The organism is Alloscardovia omnicolens DSM 21503, from assembly GCF_000420505.1.
Taxonomy (GTDB): Bacteria; Actinomycetota; Actinomycetes; order Actinomycetales; family Bifidobacteriaceae; genus Alloscardovia; species Alloscardovia omnicolens.
Genome location: NZ_ATVB01000003.1, coordinates 46,806 through 59,564, shown reverse-complemented (window position 1 = coordinate 59,564; position 12,759 = coordinate 46,806). Strand labels below are relative to the sequence as shown.

The following is a 12,759-nucleotide window of genomic DNA, read 5'->3' as shown; positions in this document are numbered from 1 at the left end:
ACACCGCAACCGACAAATTCAATCAACAAAGGACTTGCTTGTGCAGTTTTCGCATCGCACGGGTGAGCAATCTCTTAATGCCCTGTCTTTACGCTCGCAGCAGCTCAAAGAACAGGGCATTAGTGTGCTCAACCTCAATGATTCCAACCCAACGCATTTTGGATTAAGCGTTCATGGTTCAGATTTTGTGTATACAGCAGATCCGCATGGCGATAAATCCGCGCGTGACGCTCTTATCAGTTATCTCGAACAGCGTTATAACCGCACGCTGAGCGCCGATAATCTCTATATTCTCAGCTCCACATCCCAAGCCTATGCGTGGCTTATGATGCTGCTGTGTGATCCGAGCGACCGCATACTTTTTCCTCAGCCGGGATACCCGCTGATTGAATCTATTTGCGCTCTCACCTCTGCACATGCCGTTTCTTACCGCCTGAGCTATGACGGTTCGTGGATGATTGATTACGTGAGTATTGAGCAGGCTTTAGAGCGCTATAATCAGCCAGGAGCAGAGCATCCCATTAAAGCAATAGTGTTGATTAATCCGAATAATCCCACAGCTTCGTATGTAAAAGCTGAGGAGCGCGAACGTATTATTTCTCTGTGTCAGCGCTATGATGTGGCAATTATTGCAGATGAAGTCTTTTATGATTTTCCTCTTGATGCTTTCGACTCGCGATCGCGCTGGGCAGGAGAGAACTCTGTTTTAACTTTTGCTTTAGATGGTTTCTCGAAAATGTTAGCTGCTGCGGATGTGAAGATCGGATGGATTTACGCCAGTGGGCCGCATGAGATGCTCGAAGAAGCAGTGCGTCGTTTGGATTATATTGCCGATGATTTTCTTCCTATGTCTTCACTGATTACGGCGCAGATACCGGCGTTACTGACTGCCGCTGATAACCAAACGCAAAATATAGCTGCGCGGTGTCAAGGAAATTACGAATGGCTCAAGAACTATACGCGCAATACGTCTGCTACACGCGGATTAGTGAGTGTGTTGCGTGCTGAAGGTGGATGGAGCGCTTTGTTACGCTTACCGTCGAGCTTAGACGATGACCTTGTAGGAGAAAGATTACTCGACACTCTCCATGCTATGAGTGCTCCTGGATATTTCTTTGATTTTCACGCTAATGGCTATATGGCAATATCCTTATTGCCAGAAGCTAAAATTTTTAGCACAATAATGACGAAAACTATTGACGTAATTGAAAGCATGATTGACGAGATATGAGTGTGAAGAAGCTTCGCGATAGAGCCTTTTCTACAATCGATAAAATATCTGAACGAATTGATAAACCGCACTTAACTACTTTAGAAGTAGAAGTAGCTTTAGGCATTGCAGTGGTGGCAGTTGTATCTCTTTTTGTTAGCCATTACATGACTACATCTATGGCTACTGCAGTAGTTGTGTGCACGCAGATAGATAGAAAACAAGCACGTAAAGCCGGTTGGATCCGTCTTATTGGCACAATGTTTGGCGGTATTTTCGGTTTAGGAGTCGTTCTTCTGGACGATAAATTAGGCAATGATCCGTATGTATTCGTTGCTTTAGCTTTTACAGCGATTTTGATTATTGGCGCTCTATTTTACGCTTTTCAGTTGCCGTCCGCGTCTTGGAAAATTACGATGATTTCGCTCGCTTTAGTTATACTCGTGCAGTTCGGCGATGACCGTATTTTCTATGCTGTTTCTCGTCTGATTGGAACAGTTTTAGGCGTTATTCTCAGCGTGATTATTACTACAGTATGGGCGCATACCGAAATGGCTATTGAACGTTGGAAAGCAGAAAAAGAAGACGCTAACCAAGAATAGTCAGCGCATCAACCACGCTCGAATATACAGCAGGCGCATACTGGGTGAAAGATGCAAAACGGTTAGGAACCATAATGCTGGCCAGAAGTATAAGAATTTGGTACAGTGCAATAATACTGACGGTTGAATAGACAAGCTTTCCTCGCCAAGTATTGCGCACACTGGCAGCATAATCCATCACAGCCGAAAAAGCGGGAAGTGAAGCAAAAACGAAAGCCCAGCTAAAATCAACAAAATAACGCCATGCTATACCGCCGCTGCGCGTCACAAAAACGCACAGGAATAATCCAATCACCACTCCCAGCACACAGTAGAGCCATACGAAATTTTTGTGCAAACGTGAACGAACCTCTCGAAACATAAGACTGAACAAGCTGAGCAGTACTAACGGGGCAAAAATAAAGAAACCGCCAATAATACTTTCGTGATGAATCCATGTAGCAGTAGAAACAAATGGAGCTTCAATAAACGGAGGGTTAGCGCTGGCTTCAAGAGGGCGGAATAGATAAATATTCACTCCTTGCAGCAGTGAAAGCGCAGGAACATGCAGATGACGCATATCTGCCACAGTAATCTGATACGCAGCACCAAAATCAGTAATAGAGCCAAAACGCCACCAGTTGTACCACAAAGCAGGAGCTAAACCGGCAAAAGCAGCCGCAATATTTACAGCAGTTGCGTCAAGAACTGTGCGCAATGGTTTCTTCCATACCAGCTCAAGGAAAACTGGAGCAACAAGAATAGCGATAAAAATAAATGTTGGACGGCACGATGTGCTCAAAGCAATGCAGAGAGAGCCGAGAATCATACGCCACATATTCGAGCGCGCGCTCGCATCAGGGCTAACTTTCATCCAGATAAAAACGCCTAAAGATGATATGCATAAACCACTGGCAAAAGCCATAATATAGAGGTTTGTTACAACAATCAGCGAAATAATATTTGTGCCAATAAAAACGGTTGTCATGGCAATAATGGCTGTTCCCACCGTAGTATGCGGAAAATAACGTTCAAGTAAGCGCACAACAATACCGCACAGAAGAAGAACTGTGAGCATAAGAAGAGGAATAACCACAGCCATAATGGACGGCCATCGCCCAGTAAGCAGATGGAATGGAATATAAATAAGAGCGCTCGGCAACATGCCGAAATAGGAATACCAGTGGTGATTGTAGAAGGCGTAATCCCAGTAAATTGAAGCGCCCTGAGCTAAAGCAGTATTGCGCAGCTGAGGATTATAAGGATTGCTTAAAGCATCGAAAATTGGATCAACAGGAATATTGAGCCATGCATGACCTTCAAGCAGACTTTGAGCCACCAAAATATAGTGATGATACGAATAAATATAATTGCCCCGATCCCACCACTGATCTGTGCCCACAAAAACACCAGCAATAGCAACCACAATAATACCGAGCACAATCAAAGGCACACCAAAACAAGCCCAAAAAGTCAAGCGTTGTGCGCGAGACTGAGAATTAAGCTTAATACTGTGCACACGTGAGCGAGGGCGCATAGCCCACAAGAATCCAGCAATAAGAAGCAAAACGCACACGCGCAGGAGATTGATGCGTAATGGTTTGTGTGCATTGAGTGTTACGGAGGCTAAATTCACGCGTGTTGAGGAGCCTTCCACAAAGCGCACAGTTACTGCACCCTCGCGTGCAATCGCATCGCTGGTTTCTTTGTTTAAGAAAGCAAAAGTGGGGCGGTCGGCACGCAAGGTAATTTGCTGAGATCCGATGGTGACGCGGGTAAAGAAGTTTGAGGCGGGGGCTTGTGGGGTGGTGGTGTCTGCCGAGGTATTCGGCGCGGAGGTGTCGTTTTGCGTTGAGGAAGTTGCTTCCGAGGTCTTCGTCTCGGAAACGGGAGCAAATTCTAAGGTGCGAATGCGGGTATTCGCTCGCACAGGTATAGAAAGAGAAGAATCAACATTCTTAACGAGCACGCGCGGCTGACCGCTGCGGGAAGAAATCTGAAGGTTATGCGCGGAAAATGAGCAGGACGAGGTGAACGTGCAGGTCTGCTGTTGCGCCGATGAAGGCGAGAGCCAACTTCCTAGATTAAAAAGTGTTAGTTCGAGGCTGAAAATAATCAGAAGAGCTAGAACGAAAAAACGTATGCCTGCGCTACGCATACAACGTTCCCAGACCGATGTTTTATTGCCCTTGTGTGGTTCGCTGTGCTCATTGCCAGCTAAGTTAGAATCTAAGAATGAAGCCCACGCCATGCAGGTTATTCTATAAGCATGAGTGCACAAACGATGTCATATAGGTTTGGGAGAATGTGACCATGCCAATCAAACAAACTACGCAACTATCACAGGTGACTGATATCTTTCCCTGGGCACGCAATGAGTACGCTTTAGGGATTTTTGTAGCGCGTAAAGTAGTGAAAACAGTTACGATTGGCACGCATGATTTTCAGGTGGGATGGGTGCGCGATCCTGCACTTATGGATACTTCTCGTGTTGCTGTGGGCGTTTTTACGGCAAAAAATCATTTTGTTCCTGTAGCTCTCGCAGATGCTCATGCTCGTTTGTATGAAACTAATTTTTTGGACGCAGATATTACTCAACTTGATGCGCGCGTTATGTTAGCCGAAGAAGGCAAGGGAGGCGTTCATCAGTATCGTTTTATGCGTACCGATCCTACCCCTTCTACTGCGGGAACGATTACTGTAGATCATGGGGCAGTGGTTGCTCGTGGAGAAGATGGGCGGTTGAGATGGCTGTCATCGTGGCTGAGAGCAACGAAGAAAGGTAAAGATTCCTATACTTTTGAGCAGGTGCGTTCTGCTGCGGTATCTGGTCAAGACACAGCTGATTTAGACTATAATGCGGCGGTGTGCATAGCCTATTGTGTGATTTATGCGCAACCGACCTTAGCAACGGAAGCAGTGCACGTAACCGGTTTTGGTACGTCGAATATTTATCGTCGTATTCGCCAACAAGCGCCTTTGAGTGCAATTCGTACCAGCGTGCGTGATATTGAGCAGGCTCGTGCAGCAGGCTTGAAGATTTCTGGATTGGAAGATTATTTCCTTCATACTATGCGTGAGTCGGGTGCTTTAGACCGCATCTCCCAGTTGGAGGCTACGCATGGTCAAGAAAATTTGGAGTTAATGACTAATCCGAAATCGCATTTGTATTATTTGCATTCTCGCAATGGTGTGGATTTTGAGTCGGCATTAAAAACTTTGCGTATTGAGTCGAATCTGAACCGTTTTAGCGCGGTCAGTAGTGTGATTGAAAACAATTACCATTATGACTTTACCCCGACCGAAGATGAGATTAGCTTAGCGTATGCTGCACAATTAAGCACAGATTTACTCGAGAATCCGGCTTTCGATGCGCTTAGTACATTATCCACTCATGGGGTGGATGATGCGTTGGCGCAACCAGCTTTGCGCTATGCGAATACAGGTCCGGATGCAACGCAGGAAACCTCGTTTTCCTCGAGCTGGTTAGGGCAGTTCTATGCGCAGGCTAGGCGGGATGGGGAAAACTCTCAGACTGGGGGCATGCGGCTTAGCTTGAACAATATTGAACAGGTCAATGCTGTGTACCCGATGGTGCAGGCGGCGCGCGAAACCGCCTACCATATTGCCGCCTCGCATGAACGTTATGCGCAGAATCCGCAATTGGAGCAACAGCATGGCATGCATACCAGCCAGTGGGTGTATAGGCGGGCATTGTCGAAGCTGATTGCGCATTTGCGATTGCCGCTGCGGAGCGATATTGATTTCCGTGCGGATGTGCAGTCCTCTGGAGCAACAGTTATTGATTTTACGAGCACAGCATCAACAGTTATGCCTACTCGTCGTTTTGACGCGTACACTTTGCAATGGGTAGATGTGAACGAAGTAGAACGTCAACAAATGAGCTCACGTTATAACCTCCGTGTGGGTATTATTTTGGCGGCTTTAGCGTTCGGTGCTAGCGATAATATTTCCCGTGTTGCCGTGCGCATCGATAACTTGGCTGGCGCTCAAGATATTGAAGATCGCGATCCTACTATGTACGCCTTACTTATGCGTGCTCTCGACAGTATGGGTATGGATAATCCGCATCATGCGCATTCTCATGCTCATGGTTCTAAAAGCGAGCAGTCTGGTTCAGCTGAGTCAAACAGTAACTATAACGATGCTTTTATGGATATCATGCAGTCTGCGAACTTCTCTGCGGATCAGTTACAAGCTTTCGAAGCTGCAGATAATCAGCCAAGCGATGACGAAATTCGCGCGTTATTTGAAGAAGTAACCCGCAGCGAGAACGATAACGAGGATGAAACGAGCGGACCGCGCGTCAGTGTTATGTCTGCACCAGGCACAGACCCGTTAGAACTTATTCGCCGCACAGCTTTAACGAATACTGTAGCAGCCGTTGTTTTTGAGCGTGACCGTTTTATGCGCTTACTGCACGAACAAGGTTTATCTCAGCCGTACAAGTTCTATGCGGCGTTTGAACTCAGCCGTATAGATGTGGACGATCACGGTATTTTACAGCCTATTGGAACAGCTTTAGATTTACGAGATGCTTTGTTCACTCCTCAGGGTGCTCAAGATGAGCCAGAAGTATCGCGCGCTGTTATTGAACCAGAAGTTCAAGAAATCTTAGCTGCAAGCGTTGCTCATGATTTGTCTATTCAACGTTCGGATGTCCTTGAACGCGCTCAAGAAGATATTGCTGCTTTTGCCACAGCGCAGCAGTGGAGCGTACCGCAACGCGCTCAAAAGATTTCCGAATATATTGACGATATTAATGATCCGGAACTCAATGAGCATAAGGAATCTTATGTGCGCAGTGTGATTGATGGCTTACCTATCGATCGTACGCGTTTTACCTTATCTCAGGATTTAGATGCTGTGCGCACATCCTCGCGTGAAACTTTCATGTCGGGAAATCCGCCAGAAGCCTTAAATATGATGGAAACACGTTTAAGCGAGCTTGATAACGCTTTTAAAAGCTCAAATCGTGTTCCAGTGTATTTCAATTCCTATGCGGAACGAGTGGTATACAATCATCTTTTCGCATCACCAGATAAGAAACTTGTTTTAATACCAGATAATCTTTTCCAAGCACATATGGAAATGGTGGAAGTGTATTCGCATATAGGACGTCCTGAAGTGGCTCTGCGCCATTTGAATACCGCAGTATCATATGCGCCGGCATATCCGCTTCCTCATTTACGTTTAGCAATTGCTTTATCGGAAAATAATGATTGGAAATCTTCTTTTGCGGCCGCAAGCAACGCCCTGCATGTGGCACTCGATAAGGATGATGCTGCATACGCCTACTATCGCATGGCTTACTCGGCATGGATGCAAGATGATTTTGAGATAGCTGCTGCCTGTTACGTGATGAGCATTCGTATTAGCGAAAGCACGGTACCGCATGCACGTGCAGAGCTTGAAGAATTGATTGATCGCGCGCGCTCGCAGGATATTTCTTTGCCCCTGACCTTCGATGAGTGCACAGATGCTTTGGCATATTTTGATATTGATATCTGGCCTTTTACTGAGGCAGCTATGTTAATGGCTCCAAGCGCTATTGCTGCTGTGGATAGTAATTTATTTGTTGCTGGTCGCACCTTGAGTGCCGCAGCTGCTCGCATAGCTTCTGCTACTCTCTCCTTAGATGACGATAATCCAGAACTTGAAGATGTTATTGATATTCAATTCTTGAGGTCTCTCAATGCCTAATATTCAAGATGCTTTTGATTTTGATGATGAGAATGTGATTGCCAGCAGCTTGTCTGAACAAGGCGATAAACCGTGGTGGCAATCCTTGGAATATACGGATTCTAGCGCTCTGAGTCTCAATGCTGCCGATGTTACTGAGCTGAGCATGGATGATGCTGCCCGCGTGTGGGCGCGTGTGGCTGCATGGGTAGAATCTGACCAAATTGCCTACTATGTGAAGGATGCTCCGGTAGCCTCCGACGCTGCATATGATGCTCGCATGGAGTTTCTTAAGCGCTTGGAAGCTCAATTTCCAAGCTTAGATAATGAGCAAAGTCCTACGCATCGTGTGGGAGGTAATTCCTCACAAGATTTCGCTTCTGCACGTCATCCTTCCCAGATGTTTAGTCTTGATGACGTCTTTTCTCTCGGAGAATTGGAAAGCTGGTATGAGGGTGTTCATCGTCAATTAGCTGATGCTGGTGCTTCTCATTTTACTATGACGAGCGAAGTGAAGATTGATGGTTTAGCATTGAATCTTATTTATCGCAATGGCGTGCTCGACCAAGGTTTAACTCGAAGCGATGGCATAACCGGTGAAGATATTACGGCTAATGTGCGTACCATTGCCAATATTCCAGTAACCTTGGCAGGCGATGCCAATGATATTCCTGAGCTGGTGGAAATTCGCGGCGAAGTTTTTATGCGCTTCGATGATTTCGAAGAGCTCAACCGTGCTAATGAGCGTGAAGGGCGAGCACTTTTTGCTAATCCTCGCAATGCTGCAGCAGGATCCGTGCGGCAAAAAGATCCAGCTATAACTGCTCGTCGTAAACTGTCTTTCTATGCGCATGGTTTGGGTCGTGTGCAGTGGGGCGCACATTCCTCGCATGATTCTGATCTTGAACGTCTCAGCGATGCTTATACGTTGTATAAAACATGGCAGATTCCTGTGTCTCCCCATAATCGCATTGTGCATTCCTTTAATGAGATTGTGGAGATGATTGATTATTACGGTCAACATCGCTACGACATTGAACATGCCTTAGACGGTATTGTGGTTAAGGTGGACGAGCGCGCTCTCCAACGTCAGCTCGGTGAAACATCGAGAGCTCCGCGGTGGGCTGTGGCATACAAGTATCCGCCAGAAGAAGTCAATACTCGTTTACGTGATATCACCGTCCAAGTGGGGCGTACTGGTCGAGTTACCCCAGTAGGTCAGCTAGAACCTGTGCTGGTAGCTGGTTCTACAATCTCGCGCGCCACCTTGCATAATCCTTTTGAAGTTAAGGCAAAAGGCGTAAAAATTGGTGACACTGTTGTGGTGCGTAAAGCCGGTGATGTTATTCCAGAAATTGTGGGGCCAGTTTTATCTGCACGCGAAGGACGAGAAAACGAGCTTCGTGATTTTGTGATGCCAACGGTATGCCCAAGTTGCGGCACACCTATTGCTCCCGAAAAAGAGGGAGATAAGGATTTCCGTTGCCCTAATACTGAAAGCTGCCCAGCCCAGCTTACCGAACGTATTTCTATGTTCGGCAGTCGTAAAGCTTTCGATATTGATTCTTTAGGCGATAAAGTTGCCGAAGCATTGGGCAATCCTGAACTGAATCGTCCATCATCTGTTGATGTGTATGCTCCGAACCTCAAAAAAATTGAGGTGATGGACGGCGAAGACATACCTGTATACAAACCAGTAGAGGGTCTGCAACTTCCCCCAGCACAAATACCGGCAGTACGTACTTTAGCTGATATGTTTAGCTTGGATGAGCGCTCTTTGCGAGATGTGTGTGTGTGGAAAGAAATACCACTCGAACGCTACACGAATTACATAAATCCTGATACAGGTCGCACAGTAAAGAAAAAATTGAGCACTACCGGATCGGGCTTGTGGAGGCAAGTTCCTGCCTTTGCTAAGAGGGCTAAGAATGGTGAAATACCAGAGCTTACGAAGAATGTGCAGTCTATGCTTAAGCAGTTATCGCAAGCCAGCCAAGCGGATATGTGGCGTGTTCTAGTGGCGTTATCTATTCGTCATATTGGACCTGAATCTGCACGCAGTTTAGCAAACCGTTACCCATCTTTACCATCTTTTACTGGAGTGTCGAAAGAAGAACTGCTAGAAATTAATGGTGTAGGAGACGCTCTAGCGCAATCCGTCTATGACTGGATGAGTCATATTGCTGACTTAGACGATTGGCGTGGTCGCATTCTGCATGAATGGATGCAAGCCGGTGTAGGTATGCGCGTAGAGGAGAAGCCTCAGCTCGACGAGGGCGAACAAACCCTAGCAGGTTTAACACTTATTGTGTCGGGCAGTATTGAAGGATATACGCGCGAAAGTATTCAAGAAGCGATTATTGCTCACGGTGGGCAAACCACATCATCGGTGAGTAAGAAAACCTCGTATCTGGTTACCGGAGATAAGCCTGGAGCGTCTAAAGTAACGAAGGCAGAAAAGTTGGGTGTGCCGATTATGGATTCTGCAACTTTCCTGCAGCTTATGGCAACTGGACAGATGGACGCATGACAGAAGAACGCATTGCTCGTGAGATTTATGCACGCTTAACGGGAGTAATTGATCCTGAACTGGGTAAATCAATTACTGACTTGGGAATGGTAACCGGCGTAGAAGTCGATCAGATGGAAGCTGGACATTTTACTGTTCACCTCCATATTGAGTTGACTGTTCCTCACTGTCCGCTCTCCGATGTTATCCGCGAGAAAATTGAGCAGGCAGTGGCAAGTTACCCTGATGTTTCGTTAACGCTTGACCTTGATGTTAGTTCGATGAGCGAGGAAAAACTCAATAATTTAGTAACTCAATTGAAGCAGGCTCGCCGCGAAAATCCTTTCCATAAGAAGGGCATTAAAACACGTATTTTTGCTGTTGCCTCAGGTAAGGGTGGGGTAGGAAAGTCGAGCGTAACGGCAAACTTAGCTGCCGCCTTTGCCGCCGCTGGATATGATACTGCGGTTATTGATGCTGATATTTATGGTTTTTCCATGCCTCGCTTAATGGGTGTTACAACACATCCTACGAATTTGAACGGCATGCTTATGCCTGTTGAGGCATGGGGAACAAAAGTCATGTCTATTGGCATGTTTGCTGGCTCTGATCGTGCGATTTTATGGCGCGGTCCTCGCTTACAACGTTCTTTAGAACAATTCCTCTCTGATGTGTGGTGGGGGGAGCCAGATGTTCTTCTTATTGATATGGCTCCAGGCACAGGAGATATGGCTATTTCCGTGGCTCAAGCCTTACCTAATGCTGAACTGATAGTGGTTACTACACCACAGCCTTCCGCTTCCGATATTGCTGTGCGCGCTGGCTTAGTAGCATTACAAGTACCGATGGATGTGGCAGGTGTTGTAGAAAACATGTCTTGGTACGAGCATAAGGGCGAAAAGCTACGTTTGTTCGGCGAAGGAGGAGGTGCGCGTGTAGCAGCTCAACTGAGCGAACAGTTAGAAAATAAGCTCGGACATCGTGTGCCTTTATTGGCTCAGCTTCCTTTAGAAACAGATATTCGTGAGGTGGGTGAATCAGGTCGTCCAGCTGTTTTGAATGCTGATGGTTCTTTAGCCAGCACGCCACTAGCTCACGCTTTTAGTTCTATGGTGAACAGTTTAATGGAGCGCGATTATGGTGATTAAGTTCCTGCCAGGATGGCGTTGGCTGCGCGGTAACAAAGTTTCCCTCGATACAGTAGAACCTATACGCTCGGATTTACGCGGTAAGAGACTGTTTGTTTTAGGCTCGTCAGTGACGTGGGGTTTTGCTTCTGGTGGGGTGGCTCTGCCTGAATTTTTGGCTCAACGTTTCGGATTGCAGGTTACCAAGGACGCTGTGAACGGAACATCTTTAGCTGGTGATGGGGCAGATACGTATGTGGCACGTTTGCGTGCACATACTGCGCTTACCGATGATGTGGATATTTTCTTACTTCAGTTATCGACGAATGATGCGCGCCTTGGCTACAGCACTGCAGAAAGTATTGCTGCGATAGAACAGATTATTGATTACGTGCATAATCAATGGCAAGCGCCCGTGATTATGTATACGAATGCGTGGTTTAAGAGTGATGATTATGCTCAGCTTGTTACTGCTGTGCATGATGTACAGGTTAAGCGCGCAGATTTCGAGATTATTGATTTATTCAATAATGAAGCTTTTAACTCGCAGTCTCGCACAACCTATATGGCAGATCCTATTCACCCTACACGTGCAGGATATATTCAATGGTGGGGTCCGCAGGTTGCTCAGGAATTATCAGTTCTTCTTCATAAACTCGTCAAGTTTTAAGAGAGTGCCAACAGAAACGAAATCGCTTATAGAATGATCTGCTCCGTCAATCGACATGAGCTGAGCATGGGGGAAAGTTTTCTGCGCAGTTTCGCTATAACTGTACGGAACAACTGTATCCGCAGTGCCGTGAATAATAAGAACAGGTCCAGCATATGCGCGCTGTGCTGTAGGAATATCAAGAGTTAAGGCATCAGCAATATAGCGTTTACCCACAGTGTGGTCTTTGTAGGAGACCGTATCGGGTACCTGAGAAATATCTGTGTAGCCGAGCTCTTGCATACCTTGCTTGACGAGGTCGGTAACATGGAAAGCAGGAGCGAAAAGAACCATTGCAGCAATATCTTGGGCGCGCTCTGCTGCTACCAAAGTACTGATTAAAGCTCCATGACTAATCCCCGCAAGATAGATATGAGATGAGTCAACAGTTTTCTGAGACTTCCAATAATCAAGCACAGCATTCAAATCTGCTTTTTCGGTTAAAGCAGACATGTCGAGCATATCGGGGTCTCCGCTGCGGGTTGAATTACCACCACCATAAAAATCAAAAGAGTAGACCATATAGCCGCGTTGAGCTGCTAAAGTAGCAAATTTTGAGCTCACATCAGCATTGGAATTATATCCGTGTGACACAATAATCAACGGCAAACTAATATCTTTATAATTTCCTGGTGCCACAAGATAACCGTACAGATTGCGCCCATCGTGAGACACGGAAATATCTTCAGTCACAATATTTTTAGTATCGGCTTGCTTCAGTTCCTTGTTCTTCAGCTTGCGCGCTGCTGATTGCGGCTTAAAGAAATCTGGAACAAGCGAAGTAATAGCTGCATATCCGCCGCCAATAACGAGGGCGAGAGCCAGAAGAAGAATAAGTGCTGTACGGATTTTCTTAGACATATCTTTACTATAGCAGTGTGCCTCATCATTGTTTTCACAACGATGAGGCACACAGATGC

Annotated in this window: 8 protein-coding genes; 6 read left to right on the top strand and 2 right to left on the bottom strand. The window is 46.3% G+C overall.

From position 1 onward, the window contains the following. The first annotated feature begins 40 nt into the window (after nt 1-40). Both G464_RS0102035 and G464_RS0102030 read left to right on the top strand, forming a co-directional pair. Nucleotides 41-1,231, top strand: a complete 1,191-nt coding sequence (locus tag G464_RS0102035) for a pyridoxal phosphate-dependent aminotransferase (protein ID WP_021617993.1) — start codon at nt 41-43, stop codon at nt 1,229-1,231. Further along, a complete protein-coding gene (locus G464_RS0102030; protein ID WP_022856536.1) occupies nt 1,228-1,812 on the top strand; it encodes an FUSC family protein in 585 nt (194 codons plus the stop codon). Before G464_RS0102035 ends, G464_RS0102030 begins: the two co-directional genes overlap by 4 nt. Here the strand turns inward: G464_RS0102030 and G464_RS0102025 are convergent. Continuing rightward, entirely contained in the window at nt 1,799-4,042 is a 2,244-nt protein-coding gene (locus G464_RS0102025) for a hypothetical protein (protein ID WP_022856535.1), read from the bottom strand. The genes G464_RS0102030 and G464_RS0102025 overlap by 14 nt on opposite strands. Before the next feature lie 62 nt (nt 4,043-4,104). Here G464_RS0102025 and G464_RS0102020 point away from each other — a divergent pair, with 62 nt between their 5' ends. The 4 genes from G464_RS0102020 to G464_RS08535 are packed head-to-tail and all read left to right on the top strand — an operon-like array spanning nt 4,105 to nt 11,800. Next, nucleotides 4,105-7,515, top strand: a complete 3,411-nt coding sequence (locus G464_RS0102020) for a hypothetical protein (protein WP_026472534.1) — start codon at nt 4,105-4,107, stop codon at nt 7,513-7,515. Further along, complete coding sequence (gene ligA / locus G464_RS0102015) at nt 7,508-10,024, top strand: NAD-dependent DNA ligase LigA (protein WP_022856533.1); 2,517 nt, start codon at nt 7,508-7,510, stop codon at nt 10,022-10,024. The genes G464_RS0102020 and ligA overlap by 8 nt, the downstream gene beginning before the upstream one ends. Beyond that, nucleotides 10,021-11,151, top strand: a complete 1,131-nt coding sequence (locus G464_RS0102010; protein ID WP_022856532.1) for a P-loop NTPase — start codon at nt 10,021-10,023, stop codon at nt 11,149-11,151. The genes ligA and G464_RS0102010 overlap by 4 nt, the downstream gene beginning before the upstream one ends. Continuing rightward, nucleotides 11,141-11,800, top strand: a complete 660-nt coding sequence (locus tag G464_RS08535) for an SGNH/GDSL hydrolase family protein (RefSeq protein WP_022856531.1) — start codon at nt 11,141-11,143, stop codon at nt 11,798-11,800. The genes G464_RS0102010 and G464_RS08535 overlap by 11 nt, the downstream gene beginning before the upstream one ends. On the opposite strand, the gene G464_RS08530 is transcribed toward G464_RS08535, so the two are convergent. After that, nucleotides 11,768-12,700 carry an alpha/beta hydrolase family protein gene (locus G464_RS08530; protein ID WP_022856530.1) on the bottom strand — a complete coding sequence of 311 codons (933 nt, stop codon included), beginning with the start codon at nt 12,698-12,700 and terminating at the stop codon, nt 11,768-11,770. The two genes, G464_RS08535 and G464_RS08530, sit on opposite strands and share 33 nt — an antisense overlap. Nucleotides 12,701-12,759: the final 59 nt, after the last annotated feature.

Bases quoted from the DNA above. Each gene is read 5' to 3' on its own strand.
- G464_RS0102030 (WP_022856536.1), top strand. From the start codon at position 1,228: ATGAGTGTGAAGAAGCTTCGCGATAGAGCCTTTTCTACAATCGATAAA.
- G464_RS0102025 (WP_022856535.1), bottom strand. From the start codon at position 4,042: ATGGCGTGGGCTTCATTCTTAGATTCTAACTTAGCTGGCAATGAGCAC.
- G464_RS0102020 (WP_026472534.1), top strand. From the start codon at position 4,105: ATGCCAATCAAACAAACTACGCAACTATCACAGGTGACTGATATCTTT.
- ligA (WP_022856533.1), top strand. From the start codon at position 7,508: ATGCCTAATATTCAAGATGCTTTTGATTTTGATGATGAGAATGTGATT.
- G464_RS0102010 (WP_022856532.1), top strand. From the start codon at position 10,021: ATGACAGAAGAACGCATTGCTCGTGAGATTTATGCACGCTTAACGGGA.
- G464_RS08535 (WP_022856531.1), top strand. From the start codon at position 11,141: ATGGTGATTAAGTTCCTGCCAGGATGGCGTTGGCTGCGCGGTAACAAA.
- G464_RS08530 (WP_022856530.1), bottom strand. From the start codon at position 12,700: ATGTCTAAGAAAATCCGTACAGCACTTATTCTTCTTCTGGCTCTCGCC.